We start from the raw sequence: 20,771 nt of genomic DNA on the forward strand, positions 1-20,771 counted from the left end.
TATCTGTTCCCCCGGCCTCTTCGTGAAACCCGCATAAAACAAAGCCCCGCATGGCGGGGCTTTTGAGACGGCAACTCGAGCAGATACCTAGGGACTATTCGTCCAGGAAGCTGCGCAGCACTTCCGAGCGGCTCGGATGACGCAGTTTGCGCAGTGCCTTGGCTTCGATCTGGCGAATACGCTCGCGGGTAACGTCGAACTGTTTACCCACTTCCTCAAGGGTGTGGTCAGTGTTCATGTCGATCCCGAAACGCATCCGCAGCACCTTGGCTTCGCGTGCGGTCAGACCGGCCAGCACTTCGCGGGTAGCGTTGCGCAGACTCTCGCTGGTCGCAGCGTCAGCTGGCAAAGCAAGCGTATTATCTTCGATGAAGTCGCCCAGGTGGGAATCTTCATCATCACCAATGGGCGTCTCCATGGAGATGGGCTCTTTGGCAATTTTCAGTACCTTGCGGATCTTGTCTTCCGGCATGCCCATGCGCATGGCCAGCTCTTCCGGGTTCGGTTCACGACCCATCTCCTGCAGCATCTGACGGGAGATACGGTTGAGCTTGTTGATGGTCTCGATCATGTGCACCGGGATACGGATAGTACGGGCCTGATCCGCGATGGAGCGGGTAATGGCCTGACGGATCCACCAGGTGGCATAGGTCGAGAACTTGTAGCCGCGACGGTATTCAAACTTGTCTACCGCTTTCATCAAACCTATGTTGCCTTCCTGGATCAGATCCAGGAACTGCAGACCGCGGTTGGTGTACTTCTTGGCGATAGAGATAACCAGACGCAAGTTGGCCTCAACCATCTCTTTCTTCGCACGGCGGGCCTTAGCCTCACCAATGCTCATGCGACGGTTGATGTCCTTGATCTGGGCGATGGACAGCCCCGTCTCTTCTTCAATCTGCTGCAGTTTGCCGATGGAACGCAGTACTTCTTCGTCCATCTCAAGCAGACGTGGAGACCAAGCCTTGCCAGCCTGTTTCTGGTATTCAAACCAGGCAGTTTCACACTCATTGTTGGTGAAGGCCGCAACGAAGGTTTTCTTCGGCATTTTGGCCTGCTCAACGCAGAGCTTCATGATGATGCGTTCCTGCACACGGACGCGCTCCATCATTTCGCGCATGTTGTTGACCAGGCGATCGAACTGCTTGGGCATCAGGCGGAATTGACGGAACACATCGGCCAGCTGGGCAATCGCAGCCTGGGTATCTTCGTGAGCACGACCATTCTTCTGAATGGAGAGGCGAGTTACCTCATACTGGGCACGCAGATCACCAAACTTCTCGCGAGCAACTTCCGGATCAGGACCACCGTCACCTTCGTCATCCGAGCTGTCACCATCGTCGTCTTCATCTTCGTCTTCGTCTTCATCTTCGTCGGCCAAATCGTCTTCGCCGAGTTCGGAACCGATATGGGTAGCAGTCGGTGCTACATCATCGGCCTCGTTGGGATCGATAAAACCTGAGATGATGTCGGACAGACGCAGCTGTTCGGCTTCGTATTTATCATACTGCTCGAGCAGATAGGTAATCGCTTCCGGGTACTCTGCAACGGAGCTTTGTACCTGGTTGATACCGTCTTCGATCCGCTTGGCGATGTCGATTTCGCCTTCGCGGGTCAGCAGTTCGACGGTACCCATTTCCCGCATGTACATGCGGACGGGATCGGTCGTTCGACCAATCTCAGATTCAACAGATGCCAGTGCCTGGGCAGCTGCTTCGGCAGCGTCCTCATCGGCGGTACCACCTTCAGCCATGATAAGGTCATCGGCATCCGGGGCGTTTTCAACCACCTGAATACCCATGTCGTTGATCATCTGGATGATGTCTTCGATCTGGTCAGAGTCGACAATGTCTTGCGGGAGGTGATCGTTCACCTCGGCATAGGTCAGGTAGCCCTGTTCTTTACCTTTGGCAACGAGGAGTTTAAGCTGAGACTGCGGGGTTTGCTCCATAGAACTCATCCGGTTGGTGATGCTAAGTTGCGCGTACAGTGCGCTGCTGCGCAAATAGCCAATTCTAATAGAAAACCGCCAGACATGCTATGTCTGGTTGCGGCGTCGGTCGTGAGAAACCCCTGCCCGCAGTATTGTCGGGGCCAGGCGGTCATAAAGTGTTTGCTTTTAATCCCGTCGATTCGGGCAACGCTATTTATATTGGGACTAATCACTCAATTATCAAGCCCCACTCTCATTTCTTTTCTCAATCTGCACTTCTCTGATCAGCATCATCAGCTCCTGTGTTTCCTCAGAGCTTAGCCCTTCCTGAGCCACCTTGGCCTGCAATTCTTCAATTCGTTGCTTCAGAAACTGGTTGATAAAGCCGACGAAGGTATCCTGCAATTCTCCCAGAATATCCGGCTCTTGGTCGAGCTTTACCTCTTCAAACAAGTCGTGCATAGCCAACTGGGCCAGGATCTCGCCTTCTTTGGTGCCGCGCCAGTGTTCCAGCAAGATACCGGTAGTAATGCCGGATTGCGCCAGGATCTGCTGATGCAGCTGCAGCAGAAACCTGATGCCTTGCACCCGCAATCCAGCCAGCTCAGGCATGGCCGGCAGTTCGGCGGTGACCGACGGATACTGCACCATCAGCGCCAGTGCTCGGCGCAATGGTGTCAGCTTGGCAGCTTTGGGTTTGGTGAGTTCTGCCTTCGGCTGGCTATTGCGGGCGAACAATTCGGCAATACGTTGTTTATTCTCCCCCCAGCGCATCATGCTGGAGAGGCGGGTGATCAACCCTTCGCGGGTAAACCCTTCCGGTACGCGGCGAATAAGCTCGGCAGCCTTGTTGGCCACCTCGAACTTGCCCGCCTCACCGGAGAGGGCAGCATCCCGCCCCAGACGCTCGAACATGAAGTCGGCGAAGGGTTGAGCTTGATCCAGCAAGGCCTCAAAACCTTCCTTGCCAATCTGACGCACCAGCGAATCCGGATCTTCTCCATCGGGTAGGAACACGAACTTGAGTTCACGTCCATCCTGCAGATGGGACAGTGCATTATCCAGCGCTCGCCAGGCCGCTTCACGACCGGCATTGTCACCGTCGTAGCAGCAAACCACCTCTGCCGTGGTGCGAAACAGGGTGTGGATATGGTCAGTTGTGGTGGCTGTTCCCAAGGCAGCAACGGCATAATCGATGTCGTATTGACCGAGCGCCACCACATCCATGTAGCCTTCGACTACCAGGATCCGGCTAGGATCCTTGTGGGCCTGCTTTACCTCGTAGAGGCCGAACAGCTCTCGCCCCTTGTGGAAGATCGGGGTTTCCGGCGAGTTGAGGTACTTGGGCGTGCCATCACCCAGTACCCGGCCACCAAAACCTATGACTCGGCCGCGCTTGTCCCGGATCGGGAACATGATGCGATCGCGGAAACGATCATAGCTGCCGGCACCGCTGTCACGAGTGATCAACATGCCACCCGAGACGAGCAACTGCTCGTGATCGCGGCTGGCGCCAAAACGGCGTCTCACCTGATCCCAATCTGCAGGGGCATAACCAATATTGAAACGCTTGACCACTTCACCAGTCAGGCCGCGCCCCTTCAAGTATTCCACCGCCAGGGGGGCACTCTTCAGGTTGCTCTCGTAGAAACGGGCGATCTGGTTCATCAGCTCATAGAGATCCTTGCTGACGGCCGGTTGGCTATTGCTCGAGCCGCCAATACTCTGCTCGTGAGGCACCTGCATGCCATGCATGCTGGCGAGCTCTTCAATGGCATCGGGGAATTCGAGACCGTCGTACTCCATGACAAAGCCGATAGCATTGCCGTGGGCGCCACAGCCGAAGCAGTGATAAAACTGTTTCTCCTGGCTGACGGTAAAAGAAGGGCTTTTTTCGTTATGAAAAGGGCAGCAAGCCTGGTAGTTCTTACCGGCTTTTTTCAGCCGCACTCGCGAGTCGATCAGCTCGACTATGTCTGTGCGTACGAGCAGATCATCGATAAAGGATTGTGGGATCCTGCCTGCCATAACCGTCCTGTTTCACTGCGTAGAAAATAAAAAAAGCCGCGCATTCCCAGGGAAGCACGGCTTCTTCGACCAAACAAGAGAGTTGCCTGTTACGCCAAGCGGGTTTTCACCTGAGCACTGACGGCGCCAACATCGGCACGCCCCTGAATTTTCGGCTTCAAGACAGCCATGACCTTGCCCATATCAGCCATGACGGCAGCACCACTTTCAGTGATGGCTTGCTCAATCAGTGCGGCAATTTCCTCTGCGGTCAGCTGTTGTGGTAGGAATTCCTGCAGCACAACGATCTCGGCGGACTCTTTGTCGGCGAGATCCTGGCGACCGGCAGCTTCAAATTGGCTGATGGAATCGCGGCGCTGTTTGACCATTTTGGTCACGACAGCGAGGATATCCTCATCATTGAGCTCGATACGGGAATCAACTTCACGTTGCTTGATTTCTGCCATCAACAAACGGATCGCCCCCAAGCGAGCCTTATCTCTGGCAAGCATGGCAAGTTTTTGTTGATCCTTGAGTTGATCCTTCAGAGACACGGCATTCTCTCCTGATTAGTACAGGCGGATACGACGTGCGTTTTCGCGAGACAGCTTCTTGGCGTGACGCTTTACAGCAGACGCTTTGGCGCGCTTACGAATGGTAGTCGGCTTCTCGTAGAACTCACGGCTACGAACTTCAGACAGGATACCGGCCTTTTCGCAAGAACGCTTGAAGCGACGCAGAGCAACGTCAAACGGCTCATTTTCACGGACTTTGATTACTGGCATGTGCCTTTCACCTCAGTGATATATTGTTAGCTGACCATCAGTCGATCAGCATGTCTTAAAATGGTGCGAAATTATACTCTGGACAGGGAATGAAAGTAAACCCGCAGAGATCGCTCTGGTTTAAAAAACCCGCGAAGGTTACCATAGCCGTCTCATTTTAGCAGTGAAATTTTTTAGCAATGCGTGTATTGGGCATAGAGACATCCTGTGACGAAACCGGGATCGCGATCTTCGACGATCAAAAAGGGATCCTTTCCCATCAGTTGTACAGCCAGGTCAAGCTGCATGCGGACTACGGTGGGGTCGTCCCCGAGCTCGCCAGCCGGGATCACGTTCGCAAGACGATCCCCTTGATCCAGGCCGCATTGCAAGAGGCGGGACTGGGTAAAGATGACATCGACGGCATCGCGTATACAGCAGGGCCGGGTCTGGTTGGCGCCATTCTGGTGGGGGCTACCATAGGCCGCTCGCTGGCCATGGCGTGGAACAAACCGGCCATCGCCGTGCATCATATGGAAGGGCATCTGCTGGCCCCCATGCTGGAAGAGAGAGCCCCCGAGTTTCCCTTCGTGGCGCTGCTGGTTTCCGGTGGTCACTCCATGCTGGTGCGGGTCGACGGTATCGGCAGCTATCAACTGTTGGGTGAATCCATCGACGATGCTGCTGGCGAAGCCTTTGACAAGACTGCCAAGCTGATGGGCCTGGACTATCCGGGTGGCCCACTGCTTTCCAGGCTGGCAGAAAAGGGGACCACCGGACGTTTCCACTTCCCCCGTCCCATGACTGACCGCCCGGGGCTCGACATGAGCTTTTCCGGTCTCAAGACCTTTGCCGCCAACACCATAGCCGCTAACGGTGATGATGAGCAGACCCGCGCCGATATCGCCCGTGCGTTTGAAGATGCGGTGGTCGATACCCTGGCCATCAAGTGCCGCCGCGCTCTGAAAGAGACCGGCCTAAAACGGCTGGTGGTGGCCGGTGGCGTCAGTGCCAACCGTCACCTGCGTGCCCAGCTGGCCGAGCTCATGGAGAGCCTCAAGGGTGAGGTGTTCTATCCGCGCACAGAGTATTGCACCGATAACGGTGCCATGATCGCCTATGCCGGCATGCAGCGCCTGAAGGCAGGTGTGTTCGAGCCGCTGGCGGTCAAAGCAGTGCCACGCTGGCCACTGGACACTCTGGATCCGGTATGATCCTGCGGATCCAGTTGCAATGAAGAAGGGGCCCATGGCCCCTTCTGTATTTCTGTCAGCAGTATCAGACTGCCTTGGTACTAACTAATTGGTACGAAACAGCGCCTCAATGGAGAGCCCCTGCCCCAGCAGGATCTCCCGCAAGCGACGCAGTCCTTCCACCTGGATCTGGCGTACCCGCTCCCGGGTCAAGCCTATCTCGGATCCTACATCTTCCAGCGTGGCTGGTTCATAACCGAGCAGACCGAAACGACGTGCCAGTACTTCGCGCTGCTTGGGATTAAGCTCTTCCAGCCAGTGCACTATGCTGGCACGCATGTCGTCATCCTGCGACTCCAGCTCGGGCCCCATGCCACGTTCGTCAGAGAGCACATCCAGCAGCGCCTTGTCACGATCGCCACCGATGGGGGTATCCACCGAGGTGATCTTCTCGTTGAGCTTGAGCATACGATTTACGTCGTCTACCGAGCGATCCAGTGCAAAGGCGATGTCCTCTGCAGTCGGTTCATGATCGAGACGATGGGAGAGTTCACGAGCAGTACGCAGATAAACGTTCAGCTCTTTGACCACATGAATAGGCAGACGGATGGTGCGGGTCTGGTTCATGATGGCCCGCTCTATAGTCTGGCGGATCCACCAAGTGGCATAGGTGGAAAAACGAAAGCCGCGTTCCGGGTCGAACTTCTCTACCGCGCGGATGAGGCCAAGGTTGCCCTCTTCGATGAGATCCAGCAGCACCAGGCCGCGGTTGTTGTAGCGACGGGCGATCTTGACCACCAATCGCAGGTTGGATTCAATCATGCGCTTGCGGGCGGCTTTGTCGCCTCGCAACGCACGACGAGCGTAATAGACTTCTTCTTCGGCGGTGAGCAAGGGGGAGAAGCCAATCTCCCCCAAATAGAGCTGGGTAGCATCCATCACCTTGTTGACTTCCGGAGTCATCAGTTCATCGGAAATAGTCTCTTCAACTTCAGCGGCTACTTCCTGAACCTCTTCCTCCTCACGGGTCTCCAGCTCTTCGTCGAACTCTAACTCGGCATCCTGCATAACCAGTTGTTCTTGGCTCATGGTGTGTCTCCCTGACCTGAACCAGAGTAAGACTTAACTCTCTGGGGTTAACGCTTTGGCAAATAGCTCATCGGGTTTATCGACTTGCCTCGATACCGGATTTCAAAGTGCAAACGCACATCCGGCGCGTCCGTGCTACCCATGTTGGCAATGACCGCTCCGCCTTTGACGCTATCCCCTTCCTTCACTCGCAACTCGTCGTTGTGAGCATAAGCCGAGAGGTAGTCATCATCATGCTTGAGGATGATCAGCTTGCCATAACCCCTTAGTGCGCTACCCGCATAGACGACTTTTCCGCCACTCGCTGCGTAGACGGGTTGCCCCTTCTGACCAGCGATATCTATGCCTTTGTTTCCCTGTTCGGCAACGGAGAAACCCTCAACTATCCGGCCTTGCGTCGGCCAGTGCCAAGAAAGTCTCGACTGAGGCTTGTTGTTGTTTTTTTGTTCTATTATCTGAGCGTATTCTTTTGAAGATGGCTGAGCAATCGTTTTCTGTTTGATAAATGGTGTGGTCGTACCTGATGGTGCCATTGCAAGCGGTTTGGGGCCGCTACTTTGCGGTGTGACAGGACGCGTCACGGCAACCATCTGGCCACCCCCCATAGCGGCAGACTGTACGTTCAGCACCTGACCAACATGGAGCCCATAGGGTGCCTGCAGGTTGTTGCGCTGTGCAAGTGTTTGATTCGACATGCCAAACTGACGGCCAATACTGCTTAACGTGTCGCCACGACGCACTTGATAGGTGCTGGCGCTGCGATTGGCAGTCAGGGTATTGCTACCGGATGCATCGAGCCTGAGTTGCTGTCCCGGGTAGATGTTATAGGGAGGGCTGATACCGTTGAGGCTGGCCAGTGATGGCACATCGTTACCCGAATTGAAGGCGATGGAGTAGAGGGTATCCCCTTTTTTCACCGTGTAGCTGTTGCCCTGAATAGCAGGTTGGGCCGCCCCATGACGAGCCGGTATGGTGGAGACAAGGCGATCATTGCCCAATCCCTGTACCGGAGCAGCAGTCTTGCTGGAAGAGCAAGCGAGCAGCAGCCATGACAACACGACGATACTGCTTCCTTGCCAGACACGCGAACGCATAGTGGATCCTTAACGACTAAACCAGAAATAGGCCGCAACGGCCAAACCAATACAGAGCCAGCCCAGCACATCCACATAGTGCATCAGCTTGCGCTCCATTTTCTCACCGCCCCAGCGCATCAGGCCTGCCACCAGGAAGAAGCGCATGCCACGGCCGATCAGCGAGGTCACAATGAAGGGCAACAGTGCCATATGCAGCAAGCCCGCCGTGACGGTAAAGACCTTGTAGGGGATTGGCGTGAAGCTGGCAATAAAAATCACCCAGATGCCCCACTGCTCGAACCACTGCTGTGCCAGGGCAATCTTGCCTTCATACCCCACAGAGACCACCAACGGCTGCACCAGCGGCTCCCACAGGGCATAGCCAAGCGCATAGCCGAACACTGCCCCCAATACGGAGAAGATCGTAGCCAGGGTAGCGTAGTGCCATGCCTTGTGCGGCTTGGCCAGCGCCATGGGCGCCAGCATGACGTCAACCGGAATAGGCCAGAACACCGACTCGATGAAAGCAGTGATCGCCAGATAATAAGGGGCATACCTGTGACGAGCCCACTGCATCACCAGCACATACAAACGAGAAAACAGCTTCACTCAACATCTCCATCAATTAGGGGAACAAAGCGCACAGGCTCCAGGATCCGGCTGGTCAGCTGGGAACCAGCCCGTTCGATTAGCTGCAAGGTCTGATGACTATCACCTACCGGCAGCACCAGACGGCCACCATCGGCCAGTTGATCGGTGAGAGCAGTAGGCACTTCACTGGCCGCGGCCGTCACCAGAATTGCATCGAACGGCCCTTTATTGGGCCACCCCAGCCAGCCGTTGCCGTGCTTGGCCGAGACGTTGTGCAGATCAAGCTGGCGCAGTCGGCGCCGGGCCTGGAACTGCAGCGACTTGATCCGCTCCACCGTATAGACGTGCTCCACCAGATGTGCCAGCACGGCGGTCTGGTAACCGGAACCAGTACCAATCTCCAGCACGTGGGCCGGATCATTCTGGATCAGCAGCTCGGTCATCCGCGCCACCATGTAAGGCTGGGAGATGGTCTGACCATTGCCGATGGGCAACGCCGTGTTATCCCATGCCTTGTGGGCCATGGCTTCATCCACAAACAGCTGGCGCGGTACTTTCGCAATCGCCGCGAGTACGCGGAAATCACGAATGTCCTGTGCGATCAGCTGGTTCAACAGGCGCTGTACTATCACACCTTCATCCCTGCAGGTCTAACCAAGCCCCCAGACCCGCCAGACTGCTGTATGCAGTCATATCGATGGTCAGGGGGGTGATCGAGACATAGCCCTGCTCGATGGCGGCGAAATCCGTGCCTTCTCCCGCATCTTGCTGGCTGCCGGGGGGGCCAATCCAGTAGATCGGCTGACCACGGGGATCCTCGGTACAGATCACCGACTCCGCCCGATGACGATTGCCAAGGCGTGTCACCTTGATCCCCTTGACCTGATCAAGGGGCAGGTCGGGCACGTTCACATTGAGGATCTGATCGGCAGGCAGCGGATGCACCATCACCCCCCTCACCAGTTGGGCTGCATAATGGGCCGCCGTAGCGAAGTGGGTCCTGCCTACCAGTGAGATAGCAAGGGAGGGGAAACCGAGATGGCGCCCTTCGGTCGCCGCCGCGACCGTGCCTGAGTAGATGACATCATCTCCCAGGTTGGCGCCATGATTGATGCCTGCAACGACCATGTCCGGCTCGGGGCGCACCAGTTCGTTGACCGCCAGATGCACACAGTCGGTCGGGGTGCCCTTCACCGCATAGTAACCGTTTTCGCTGATACGGGAGACCCGTAGCGGTACTTCCAGCGTCAGGGAGTGACTCGCGCCGCTGCGGTTGCGATCCGGCGCAACTACTGTGACCTCGCCACACGCCCTCAGTGCATCGCTGAGCGCGCGAATGCCCTCGGCATGCACACCATCGTCATTACTGACCAGAATTCGCATCGGACTGATTCCTGAAACCATGATCGGCCTCTTCGGCCTGCATTAATTCGCGTACCACGCTGGTCGCAAAGGCGCCGGCAGGCAGGAAGAAGGACAAGGTCAACACCTCGCCGTCCAGCTGCCAGCTCATCTGTTCCGGCTTGAGCAGCAGCGGGCGGCGATCCTGATCCAGTCCGGCTTTTTCCAGCCCGTCACACCACTCGGCATATGGAGCCAGCACCGCCTGCTCAAACTCGGCGGCAGCGCCCTGGCTTGCCAGGCGGCCGCGTCCCCACTGGGGGGCGGTCAGTTGCACGTCACCGGAAGCCAGCCGTGCAGCCAGCTCAGGGGTCAGCACCTCTTCACTGAAGATGGAATGGCTGCCTTTGAGCATCACGCAATCGCCGGCCAACAGCTGATGGGCCAACCCCTGCTCGATGCGGGCACTGACGATGGCATTGAACAGCATGCTGCGGGCGGCGGAGAGATAGAGGGAGCGCTTGTTGCGATCCTTGATCCGCTTGCCGGCAAACATCGCCTTGGCCGCTTCCAGGTTGTTGCCACCCCGGCCGAAACGCTGCTCGCCATAGTAATTGGGCACCCCCTGAGTGGCGATGGCTTGCAGGCGGGCCTCCAGCCCGTCGGCCTGCGCCAGACCGGTGAGGCGCAAGGTGAAATGGTTGCCCTTGAGGTAGCCAACCCGCAATTTGCGGTTGTGACGCCTGGCTTGCAGAATCTGGATGCTGTCGCTCTCGACCACCGACAAGTCCGGCTCGGCTTTGCCCGGCAAGTGGATACCGAACCACTGCTCGGTCACAGCGTGGCGATCTTTGAGGCCAGCCCACGTCACCGCATTGCGGTTAACCCCGGCTGCATCGGCCAGCAGGCCCGCAACCCAGGCAGTGTTCTCGCCGGTTTTGCGCACCCGGACGAAGATGTGCTCACCTTCACCACAAGGCTCGAAGCCCAGATCCTCAACCACCACAAAATCGCTGGCCTCGGCCTTGAGAATGCCCTTGGCGGCAGGCATACCATGCAAATAACTGAGCTGTTCCAACATTATTGTTTCACCAGTAAGACGACGGCTTCGGTGGCGATCCCTTCCTTGCGCCCCGTAAAGCCGAGTTGTTCTGTGGTAGTCGCCTTGACATTCACCCGGTTCAAATCACATTGCAGGTCGGCGGCCAGCACGGCGCACATGGCGTCGATATGGGGCGCCATCTTGGGGGTCTGGGCTATGATGGTCACATCCAGATTGCCGATGGCATAGCCCGCGGTTTTTACCCGGGCAAAAACGTCCCGCAGCAGGATCCGACTGTCGATCCCCTTGAATTGCGCAGCGGTATCTGGAAAGTGGCGGCCTATGTCACCGGCGCCGATGGCGCCCAGCAAGGCATCGCTCACAGCGTGCAGCACCACATCACCGTCGGAGTGAGCAAGCAGTCCTTGCTCGTACGGAACCGCAACCCCGCCCAGCATGCAAGGCCCCACGCCACCAAACTTGTGTACATCAAAACCATGACCAATTCGCATCATGCTTGGCGTCCTCTCAACATACAGGGACCTACCTCGTCAATTTTGTGCACGTCAAAACCACGTCCAATCCGGATCATGCCTGCTCCTTTAAGTCACTTTCATCGCCAGTGGACACATCCGCCGCAACAACGGCTTATGTCTGCTGGCTTAAAAACAGCCCAGCCAGAGAGAGATCCTCAGGCCGGGTTACCTTGATATTGTCAGCGCGCCCTTCCACCATCCGCACCGTGAAACCGGCACGCTCCATGGCAGAGGCCTCGTCAGTGATGGTGGCCCCCAGTAACAGCCCCTCCTCCAGCGCTCGCTTCAGGGTGCGAGCAGGGAACATCTGCGGCGTCAGCGCATGCCAGAGCTGCTCGCGATCGACGGTACCAATGATGTTGCCTGCAGCATCAGAGCGCTTCATGGTATCGCGCACCCGGCTGCCAAGAATGGCGCCCCCACACGAGATGGCGGCGGCGATCAGGGCATCGAGATCGCCATGGGTCAGACAGGGACGGGCGGCATCGTGAACCAGTACCCAGTCACCCTCTGCCACATGCAGCGCATTGAGAACGGAAAAGGCGCGCTCGGCGCCCCCCTCTACCCGCAGGATACGCGAGTCGGCCGCCACGGGCAGGGTTTCGAACCAGCGATCATGAGGCGCCAGCGCCACTATCACCTGCGCTATCGCCGGGTGAGAGAGCAGCCGCTCCAGGGTATGTTCGAGAATGGTCTTGCCCGCCAGGTGCAGGTACTGCTTGGGACAATCGGCCCCCATCCGGCTGCCGATGCCAGCGGCCGGAACGATAGCGATCACGCCAGTGATTTTCACATCAGTCATCGTAGGGCTCATCGTCCGGCGCCGTCTCCTGGTCTTTATCCTTGGGGATAATCCGGTAGAAGGTCTCGCCCTGCTTGATGTAGCCAAGATCGTTGCGCGACAACTCCTCGATGGCCTCAAGGCCCGAGGTTAAATCATCAATCTCGCGATAAATCAGGTTATTACGATCCTTGAGTACCAGATTATCCTGCTGCTGCCGGGAGATGGCATCAGACAATTCGTGATAATCGGACAGGCCATTCTTCCCCAGCCAGAGGTCGTATTGAAGCCCTCCCAACAGGAAGAGCAGGATAAGAGTGAGTAGCCGCATGCACTGAGTCTCCTTCAAGCGGCCTAGTTTCCCATATTCGCAGGCAAGACAAAAGGAAGCCTGTGCCCCGTATGGGTTGGGCCGGAATAAAAAATGCAGAAACCGCAAGCGGCTGAGCTGGATACGAAAAAGCCCCGCCAGATTGGCGGGGCTTTGAGCAGATTAAGGGCGGGCTGGAATTAAGCCTGGCCTTTCACTTCTTTCAGACCGTTGAAAGGAGCTTTGGCACCCAGAGCTTCTTCGATACGGATCAGCTGGTTGTACTTGGCAACACGGTCAGAACGGCTCATGGAACCGGTCTTGATCTGGCCAGCAGCGGTACCCACAGCCAGGTCGGCGATGGTCGCGTCTTCGGTCTCACCGGAACGGTGGGAGATGACGGCAGTGTAACCAGCGTCTTTGGCCATCTTGATGGCAGCCAGAGTTTCGGTCAGGGAACCGATCTGGTTGAACTTGATCAGGATGGAGTTGGCGATGCCGTTGTCGATGCCGCGCTTCAGGATCTTGGTGTTGGTTACGAACAGGTCGTCACCCACGATCTGGATCTTTTTGCCCAGCTCTTTGGTCTGGTAAGCGAAACCGTCCCAGTCAGATTCGTCCAGGCCATCTTCGATGGAGACAATCGGGAACTTGGTGGTCAGGTCAGCCAGGTAGTCAGAGAACTCGTTGGAGGTGAAGATACGACCTTCGCCTTTCAGGTTGTACTCTTTCTTCTCGGCGTCGTAGAACTCGGAAGCAGCGCAGTCCATGGCCAGAGTGATGTCTTTACCCAGTACATAGCCAGCAGCAGCAACGGCTTCTGCGATCACTTCCAGCGCTTCGGCGTTGGATTTCAGGTTGGGAGCGAAACCACCTTCGTCACCAACAGCAGTGTTGTAGCCCTTGGACTTCAGCACTTTGGCCAGGTTGTGGAACACTTCAGCACCCATGCGAACGGCTTCTTTCAGGGTCTTGGCGCCAACCGGCTGGATCATGAACTCCTGGATGTCGACGTTGTTGTCGGCGTGCTCACCACCATTGATGATGTTCATCATCGGCAGCGGCATGGAGTAAACACCCGCAGTGCCGTTCAGCTCGGCGATGTGAGCATACAGCGGCATGCCTTTGGCAGCAGCAGCGGCCTTGGCGTTGGCCAGGGAAACAGCCAGGATGGCGTTAGCGCCAAACTTGGATTTGTTCTCGGTGCCGTCGAGGTCGATCATGATCTGGTCGATAGCAGCCTGGTCCTTGGCATCTTTACCCAGCAGAGCTTGAGCGATCGGGCCGTTTACGGCTTCGAGGGCTTTCAGCACGCCTTTACCCAGGAAACGGCTCTTGTCGCCGTCACGCAGTTCCAGCGCTTCGCGGGAACCGGTAGACGCGCCAGACGGAGCGGCTGCCATACCAACAAAACCACCTTCCAGGTGAACTTCGGCCTCAACGGTCGGGTTACCACGGGAGTCGATGATTTCACGACCGATCACTTTAACGATCTTGGACATGTGTATTTCCTCAGGTTTCGTAAAAAAACAACAAAAATATGCCAAAAAAAGCGGCTGTGGCACAGAGCCTCAACCGCATTTATTTTCAATTACTTCAGATTACGCTTCTGATACTCGCCTGCCGCCTTCACAAAGCCGGCAAACAGGGCGTGGCCATCACGGGGAGTTGAGGTGAACTCCGGGTGGAACTGCGCCGCCACAAACCAGGGGTGATCCGGGATCTCGATAATTTCCACCAGTTTCTTGTCGGCGGAGAGACCGGTCACTTTCAGACCTGCCGCTTCAATCTGCGGCAGCAGCTTGTTGTTCACTTCGTAACGGTGACGGTGGCGCTCGTAAATGGTCGGGCTGCCGTACATCTGACGCACCTTGGAATCCTCGACCAGGTGGCAGAGCTGGGAGCCCAGACGCATGGTGCCACCCAGATCGGACTTCTCGGTACGGGTCTCGACGTTGCCTTCGTCATCTACCCACTCAGTGATGAGACCGACAACCGGATAAGCACAATCTTTCTTGAATTCAGAGGAGTGAGCCCCTGTCATGCCAGCGACATTGCGCGCGAATTCGATCATGGCAACCTGCATGCCGAGGCAGATACCCAGATAAGGGATCTTGTTCTCACGGGCATACTGGGCAGCCAGGATCTTGCCTTCCACACCACGCTCACCGAAACCACCCGGTACCAGGATCGCATCCAGGCCTTCCAGCAGCTCGAAGCCACGGGTCTCGATGTCTTGAGAGTCGATGTACTTGATGGTGACGGAGAGACGGGTCTTCAGGCCACCGTGCTTGAGCGCCTCGTTGACAGACTTGTAGGCATCCGGCAAAGAAACATACTTGCCGACCATGCCGATGGTCACTTCCGCAGTCGAGTTGGCCTCTTCGAAGACAACCTGTTCCCACTCGGACAAGTCGGCCTCCTTGCACTCCAGACCGAAACGCTCGGTGAAGTAGGAGTCCAGATTCTGGGACTTGAGCAGTGCCGGGATCTTGTAGATGGAGTCGACGTCTTTCATGGAGATGACGGCGCGCTCTGGCACGTTGCAGAACAGACCGATCTTGGCACGCTCGTTGGCCGGAATGGTGCGATCGGAACGGCAGATCAGCACATCCGGCTGAATACCGATGGAGAGCAACTCTTTCACGGAGTGCTGGGTCGGCTTGGTCTTCAGTTCACCGGCAGCAGCCAGGTAAGGAACCAGGGTCAGGTGCATGAACATGGCGCTGTTGCGGCCCACTTCAGCCGCAAGCTGACGAATGGCTTCGAGGAACGGCAGGGACTCGATGTCACCCACGGTACCGCCCACTTCGACGATGGCAACCTGATGGCCTTCGGCACCGGCAATCACCCGCTCCTTGATGGCGTTGGTGATGTGCGGGATAACCTGAATAGTGGCGCCCAGATAGTCGCCACGGCGCTCTTTACGCAGCACGTCGGCGTAGATGCGGCCAGTGGTAAAGTTGTTGCGGCGAGTCATCTTGGTGCGGATGAAACGCTCGTAGTGGCCCAGATCCAGATCAGTCTCGGCCCCGTCCTCGGTTACGAACACTTCACCGTGCTGGGTCGGGCTCATCGTGCCCGGATCCACGTTGATATAGGGGTCCAGTTTCATGATGGTCACATCCAGACCACGGGCTTCCAGAATGGCTGCCAGAGAAGCTGCGGCAATGCCTTTGCCGAGGGATGAAACAACGCCACCAGTTACAAAAATATATTTTGTCGTCATGCTGAACCTGAAAGAAGTTTAGGGAATTTTAAGGGGTGCTTCGGGGATGAAGCAGGACGGGGAAACAGTATACCAAAACCCCCACTCCCAAACAATGAACAAAAATCTATCAGGCTCACAGCGCCATCGTCTTGCGCCAAATCAACTTTGTTCGGTTTCCTTGGCCTTGTCCCAGGCGGAGTCCAGCTTTTCGAGCGAACAATCGGTCATTTTCAAGCCTTCCGCAGCGATAAATTGCTCAACCTGCCGAAAGCGACGCTCGAACTTGGCGTTGGCGCCCCGCAGCACCTGCTCCGGATCCTTGCCCAAGTGACGCACCAGATTGACGGTGGCAAACAAGAGATCGCCAAGCTCATCGCTCACCCGCGCCTCGTCCACGTCGACCATCAGCGCCTCTTCCATCACTTCGTCGATCTCTTCGTGGATCTTGTCCACCACAGGCCCCAGGGTTTTCCAGTCAAAACCGACGGTGGCGCAGCGCTTCTGGATCTTGGCGGCGCGAGTCAGAGCCGGCAGCAAGAGCGGTATGTCATCCAGCACGCTCTCTTTATCGAGTGCCGCCCGCTCTTTGGCTTTTTCCGCCTCCCAGTTCACCTTGACCGCCTGCTCATCGCCAAGATCCGCATCGGAAAACACATGGGGATGACGGCGAATGAGCTTCTCGCTCACGGTATCGACGATATCGGCGAAATCGAACAGCCCCTGCTCCTTGCCCAGCTGGGCGTAGAAGACCACTTGGAACAGCAGATCGCCTAGCTCCCCCTTCAACCCCTGCCAATCGCGGGTTTCGATGGCATCGGCAACCTCATAGGCCTCTTCCAGGGTGTGCGGCACTATGGTCTGGAAGCTCTGCTTGAGATCCCAGGGGCAACCTCCTTGCGGGTCACGCAAACGAGACATGATATCGAGCAGTTGGGGCAGATCGTAACGTTGGGACATCGGATGTTAGCTTTCCATTCGTGGTTGCAGGGGCGTGATCAGGAGAAAAACAGTGACCGACCTTGCGGTCGGTCACGGCTGCGGGCGGGTCACCATCAGAGGCGCTTGGCGCTGATCACGTCATTGAGCTGGCTCAACTTGGCCAAGGCCCGGTTGAAGGCGTTGATGTTGTAGATCTCCAGCTCCATGTCGATCTCGGCAGTCTGCTCGCGCACGTTGGAGCGCGAACGCACCCCCATCACGTTGATCTTCTCATTGGCCAGCACTGTGGTGATGTCCCGCAGCAGACCAGAGCGATCATTGGAGAGGATACGGATGGTAAGGCCATAGCCACCTGAGTAGTTCTCTCCCCACACCGCATCGATCAACCGCTCCGGGTTGCGGCGGGAGAGCTCCTTGAGCTGCTCGCAATCATCCCTGTGGATGGAGACCCCGCGCCCCATGGTGATGAACCCCTGTATGGTGTCGCCCGGAATGGGCTGGCAGCAACGGGCTATGTGGGTCATCAGATTGCCGACCCCTTCCACCACTATGTGATCCTTGGGCTTGGGCCTGAACGGGGTATTGGCCTTCTGCTCCAGTTTTTCCAGCACCCGGCGATCTTCTTCCTCCGCCGTCGGCTTGTTGTAACGAGTGTCCAGGTAGTTGAGCAGCTGGTTGATGCGAATGTCACCGCTGCCAATGCCGGCCAGCAGGTCTTCCAGCTCTTCGGCGTGGAAACGCTCCAGCACCACCTTGTCGACCTTGGAGAGGGTCAGGTTGTGTCTGTCCAGCTCTTTTTCCAACAGTTCCTTGCCGGCGGCTATGTTCTTGTCCTTGTCCAGTTTCCTGAACCAGGTGGCCACCTTGGCTCGTGCCCGGCTGGAGCGCAGGAAGCCGGAGTTGGGGTTCATCCAGTCGCGGCTCGGGTTCGGCTCCTTCTGGGTGATCACCTCCACCTGATCGCCGGTCTGCAGTGCATAGGTGAACGGCACTATGCGGCCGTCAATCTTGGCACCGATGCAGCGGTGGCCGATCATGCTGTGGACGTGATAGGCAAAATCGAGTGGGGTGGCGCCCGCCGGCAGGTCGATGACATCCCCTTTTGGGGTGAACACATAGACCCTGTCCTCGAATACCTGACTGCGCAGATCTTCGAGCAGGGATCCGCTCTCGGAGAGATCCTCCTGCCAGGCGAGCAGCTTGCGCAGCCACTCGATCTTGTCTTCAAAGTTGTTGGCTTTGTTGGCAGCCTGCGCCCCTTCCTTGTAACGCCAATGCGCGGCAACGCCGAGCTCGGCATCCTGATGCATCTGGTCGGTACGGATCTGGATCTCCACCGTCTTGCCCTCTGGCCCCACCACGACAGTGTGGATGGACTGATAACCATTGGGTTTGGGGTTGGCGACATAGTCGTCAAACTCGCGGGGAATATGGTGGAAATGGGTATGAACGATACCGAGTGCCGCATAGCAATCCTGCAGCCGCTTGGTCACCACCCGCACGGCACGCACGTCAAACAGCTCGTTGAACTCGAGGTGCTTCTTCTGCATCTTGCGCCAGATGCTGTAGATGTGTTTCGGGCGGCCATAGACTTCCGCCTCCACTCCGGCCTCTTTGAGCCCGTCGCGCAGGGACTGCACAAACTCGCGAATGTAGCGCTCACGGTCGAGCCTCTTTTCATCGAGCTGCTTGGCGATCTGCTTGTAAGTGTCCGGGTGCAGGTAACGGAAGGCGAGATCTTCCAGCTCCCATTTGAGCTGACCAATGCCAAGCCGGTTGGCGAGCGGCGCATAGATGTTGGTGATCTCCTGGGCCATCAGCACCCGGGTCTCTTCATCTGCCTTCTTGGCTTCCCGCAGGCAGGCGATCCGCTCCGCCAGCTTGATGACAACGGCGCGCACATCCTCGACCATGGCGAGCAACATGCGTCGCACATTGTCGACCTGCTCCGGTGAGGTTTCGCTGCGGTGCAGAGTCTGCAGGGAGCGGATGGCCTCCATCTCCAGCACCCCTTCAACCAGCTTGGCGATCTTGGGGCCGAAGTCTTCGTCCATCCGCTCCTGGCTGATGAGGCCGGCTTCGACGAAGGGGTAGATGATGGCGGCCTTGAGAGTGCCGAGATCCATGCTGAGCATCAGTAGAATGCCCGCCATCTCGACACCACGCACCAGCAAACGGTTGGTGATCGCCTCGTCACCGAGCGTCAAACAGTACTGATAGACGGTTCGCAGTTGATCCTTGTCACTGTCACTCAGGTTGAGCGAGCTGACCCACTCTTCCAGGGTGAAGTTGTCTTTCAAATGAATATCGCGAACCGCAACCATGGTATCAATCCTTTAAATTATTGGGCCGAAAGCTGCCGCTTCCTCCCCCTCACCTGATGAGACTGCCTCAAATGGGGATATCTGGAGAACTTTTCAAGGCATATTGTCAATAAAGACAATAGAGTTCTCCAACAGGCCCTGCCGATTTACGAGGGTCTAGATTACCTCAATCATTACTGCTCAAACAGCGCCATTGACTCGAGATGCCCCGTGTGCGGGAACATGTCGAGCATCCCCAGGCGCACCAGTCGGTAGCCCCCTTTCACCAGCACCTGACTGTCACGGGCCAGGGTGACCGGGTTACAGGAAACGTAGACCACTCGCTTGGGTGAAAGTTTCACGACGTGACCCATCACCTCCAGCGCACCGGGGCGGGCCGGATCCAGCAGCACCAGATCGAACCCTTCCCGCGCCCAGGACATGCCGACTATGTCGCCGCTCAAGTCCGCCTTGTAGAAACGGACGTTGTCGATACCGTTGCGACGGGCGTTCTCCTCGGCGCGGGCCACCATGGCCAGATCCCCTTCCACTCCCACCACTTCACGGGCCTGACGGGCCAGTGGCAGAGTGAAGTTGCCGATGCCGCAGAACAGATCCAGTACCTTGTCATCCTTGCTCGCACCAAGCCACGCCAGCGCCTGAGCCACCATGCTCTGGTTGATGGGGCCATTGACCTGAATGAAGTCACCGGGAGCGAATGCAAGAGACAGGCCATCCAGTGAGTAGGATGGCTGGAATACTTGGTGCAGTGGCTCGATGCGTTCATCAGCGGCCTGCAGGTAAAGGTCTATTCCCTGCGACTCCGCAAACGTCACCAACAGGGCGCGATCCGCCTCGTTGGGACGACCGGTGTGGCGCAGCAGCATCATGATCCCCGGCTCGGCCTGGATAAGCTCCGCATGGCCCAGCGCACGCTGGCTCTTGAGGCGATTGAGGCATTCGCGCAGCGGCACTATGAGGGCAGAGAGCGGCTCGGCCAGCACGGGGCAACCCTCAATCTCCACCAGATCGTTGGACTGACGGCGACGAAAACCGACCCGGGTGCAGCGGCCATTCTTGTCAAACTTGATGGCCAGCCGGCAGACCCGGCGGTAGGCGCGGGACTCCCCTGTCAGCACTGGCTCCAGCACTGGTGCCTTGATCTGCCCCAGTCGTTCGAACAGGCTGATCAGCCCGGCCTCTTTGGCGGCCTGCTGATCCGCTTCGCCGAGGTGCTGGGCATTGCAGCCGCCGCACTCGCGGTAGTGGTTGCAGAAGGGGGCGATACGGTTCGCCGCCGGGGTCACTACCTGTTGCAAGGCGGCGTGAGCATACTGCTTCTTGTCGTCGAGGATGCGGACCTTGACCTGCTCGCCGGGCAGAGCCCCTTCGATGAAGATCGCCTTGCCCTGATGACGGCCGATACCGACGCAGTGGTGATCCAGACTGTCTACCGTAAATTCAATACGTTGGGGCTGGGTGGATTTCTTTTGGGGCTTGAAAAACTGGGCCATAAAACTTGGTGCCTATAGGTGGCTATGTCATGATTGTGGAATCTGCAGCAGGCTATTGTCCCACAAGAATAATAGTATGACCAAATCCGGCCTGCGGGCCCGCCCACTGTCGTTTGCCCTATTGCCGACCCGGATGATCGG

19 protein-coding genes are annotated in these 20,771 nt (G+C 57.3%); 1 reads left to right on the forward strand and 18 read right to left on the reverse strand.

Annotated features, from left to right (window positions below):
- Nucleotides 1-94: 94 nt before the first annotated feature.
- The 4 genes from rpoD to rpsU form a co-directional block, all read right to left on the reverse strand.
- Complete coding sequence (gene rpoD / locus GWQ31_RS13230; RefSeq protein WP_081100716.1) at nt 95-1,960, reverse strand: RNA polymerase sigma factor RpoD; 1,866 nt, start codon at nt 1,958-1,960, stop codon at nt 95-97.
- Between the two features lie 213 nt (nt 1,961-2,173).
- Nucleotides 2,174-3,961, reverse strand: a complete 1,788-nt coding sequence (gene dnaG / locus GWQ31_RS13235; protein WP_275909547.1) for a DNA primase — start codon at nt 3,959-3,961, stop codon at nt 2,174-2,176.
- An 89-nt stretch (nt 3,962-4,050) separates the two neighbouring features.
- Nucleotides 4,051-4,494: a GatB/YqeY domain-containing protein gene (locus GWQ31_RS13240; RefSeq protein ID WP_219597790.1), complete on the reverse strand. Its 444-nt coding sequence runs from the start codon at nt 4,492-4,494 to the stop codon at nt 4,051-4,053.
- A 15-nt stretch (nt 4,495-4,509) separates the two neighbouring features.
- Nucleotides 4,510-4,725: a 30S ribosomal protein S21 gene (rpsU, locus tag GWQ31_RS13245; RefSeq protein ID WP_005309452.1), complete on the reverse strand. Its 216-nt coding sequence runs from the start codon at nt 4,723-4,725 to the stop codon at nt 4,510-4,512.
- 179 nt (nt 4,726-4,904) lie between these two features.
- On the opposite strand from rpsU, the gene tsaD reads away from it, so the two are divergent.
- Complete coding sequence (gene tsaD / locus GWQ31_RS13250; RefSeq protein ID WP_033136007.1) at nt 4,905-5,918, forward strand: tRNA (adenosine(37)-N6)-threonylcarbamoyltransferase complex transferase subunit TsaD; 1,014 nt, start codon at nt 4,905-4,907, stop codon at nt 5,916-5,918.
- An 84-nt stretch (nt 5,919-6,002) separates the two neighbouring features.
- On the opposite strand, the gene rpoS is transcribed toward tsaD, so the two are convergent.
- The 14 genes from rpoS to rlmD form a co-directional block, all read right to left on the reverse strand.
- Nucleotides 6,003-6,986 carry an RNA polymerase sigma factor RpoS gene (gene rpoS / locus GWQ31_RS13255; RefSeq protein WP_265462549.1) on the reverse strand — a complete coding sequence of 328 codons (984 nt, stop codon included), beginning with the start codon at nt 6,984-6,986 and terminating at the stop codon, nt 6,003-6,005.
- A 47-nt stretch (nt 6,987-7,033) separates the two neighbouring features.
- The gene (locus GWQ31_RS13260; protein ID WP_275909548.1) at nt 7,034-8,080 is read right to left on the reverse strand and encodes a LysM peptidoglycan-binding domain-containing protein; all 1,047 of its coding nucleotides are present in this window, start codon (nt 8,078-8,080) and stop codon (nt 7,034-7,036) included.
- Nucleotides 8,081-8,089: 9 nt separating this feature from the next.
- Nucleotides 8,090-8,671 carry a YqaA family protein gene (locus GWQ31_RS13265; RefSeq protein WP_021139210.1) on the reverse strand — a complete coding sequence of 194 codons (582 nt, stop codon included), beginning with the start codon at nt 8,669-8,671 and terminating at the stop codon, nt 8,090-8,092.
- Complete coding sequence (locus tag GWQ31_RS13270; RefSeq protein ID WP_005318888.1) at nt 8,668-9,285, reverse strand: protein-L-isoaspartate(D-aspartate) O-methyltransferase; 618 nt, start codon at nt 9,283-9,285, stop codon at nt 8,668-8,670. The genes GWQ31_RS13265 and GWQ31_RS13270 overlap by 4 nt, the downstream gene beginning before the upstream one ends.
- Nucleotides 9,286-9,289: 4 nt before the next feature.
- Complete coding sequence (gene surE / locus GWQ31_RS13275; protein ID WP_005318886.1) at nt 9,290-10,036, reverse strand: 5'/3'-nucleotidase SurE; 747 nt, start codon at nt 10,034-10,036, stop codon at nt 9,290-9,292.
- Nucleotides 10,017-11,075, reverse strand: a complete 1,059-nt coding sequence (gene truD / locus GWQ31_RS13280) for a tRNA pseudouridine(13) synthase TruD (protein ID WP_275909549.1) — start codon at nt 11,073-11,075, stop codon at nt 10,017-10,019. The genes surE and truD overlap by 20 nt, the downstream gene beginning before the upstream one ends.
- The gene (ispF, locus tag GWQ31_RS13285; protein WP_275909550.1) at nt 11,075-11,551 is read right to left on the reverse strand and encodes a 2-C-methyl-D-erythritol 2,4-cyclodiphosphate synthase; all 477 of its coding nucleotides are present in this window, start codon (nt 11,549-11,551) and stop codon (nt 11,075-11,077) included. Before ispF ends, truD begins: the two co-directional genes overlap by 1 nt.
- Before the next feature lie 133 nt (nt 11,552-11,684).
- On the reverse strand, nt 11,685-12,374 hold the full coding sequence (gene ispD, locus GWQ31_RS13290; protein ID WP_275909551.1) for a 2-C-methyl-D-erythritol 4-phosphate cytidylyltransferase: 690 nt from the start codon (nt 12,372-12,374) through the stop codon (nt 11,685-11,687).
- Nucleotides 12,367-12,684 carry a cell division protein FtsB gene (gene ftsB / locus GWQ31_RS13295; protein WP_005318876.1) on the reverse strand — a complete coding sequence of 106 codons (318 nt, stop codon included), beginning with the start codon at nt 12,682-12,684 and terminating at the stop codon, nt 12,367-12,369. The genes ispD and ftsB overlap by 8 nt, the downstream gene beginning before the upstream one ends.
- A gap of 179 nt (nt 12,685-12,863) precedes the next feature.
- On the reverse strand, nt 12,864-14,165 hold the full coding sequence (gene eno / locus GWQ31_RS13300; RefSeq protein WP_005318874.1) for a phosphopyruvate hydratase: 1,302 nt from the start codon (nt 14,163-14,165) through the stop codon (nt 12,864-12,866).
- Nucleotides 14,166-14,254: 89 nt separating this feature from the next.
- Entirely contained in the window at nt 14,255-15,892 is a 1,638-nt protein-coding gene (gene pyrG / locus GWQ31_RS13305) for a CTP synthase (glutamine hydrolyzing) (protein ID WP_005318871.1), read from the reverse strand.
- Between the two features lie 141 nt (nt 15,893-16,033).
- Complete coding sequence (gene mazG / locus GWQ31_RS13310) at nt 16,034-16,831, reverse strand: nucleoside triphosphate pyrophosphohydrolase (protein WP_265462554.1); 798 nt, start codon at nt 16,829-16,831, stop codon at nt 16,034-16,036.
- 95 nt (nt 16,832-16,926) lie between these two features.
- The gene (relA, locus tag GWQ31_RS13315) at nt 16,927-19,137 is read right to left on the reverse strand and encodes a GTP diphosphokinase (protein WP_021139204.1); all 2,211 of its coding nucleotides are present in this window, start codon (nt 19,135-19,137) and stop codon (nt 16,927-16,929) included.
- A gap of 173 nt (nt 19,138-19,310) precedes the next feature.
- The gene (gene rlmD, locus GWQ31_RS13320) at nt 19,311-20,630 is read right to left on the reverse strand and encodes a 23S rRNA (uracil(1939)-C(5))-methyltransferase RlmD (protein ID WP_275909552.1); all 1,320 of its coding nucleotides are present in this window, start codon (nt 20,628-20,630) and stop codon (nt 19,311-19,313) included.
- Nucleotides 20,631-20,771 lie beyond the last annotated feature (141 nt).

The organism is Aeromonas sp. 2MA4 (assembly GCF_029237305.1).
In the GTDB taxonomy this organism is placed as follows: Bacteria; Pseudomonadota; Gammaproteobacteria; order Enterobacterales; family Aeromonadaceae; genus Aeromonas; species Aeromonas salmonicida.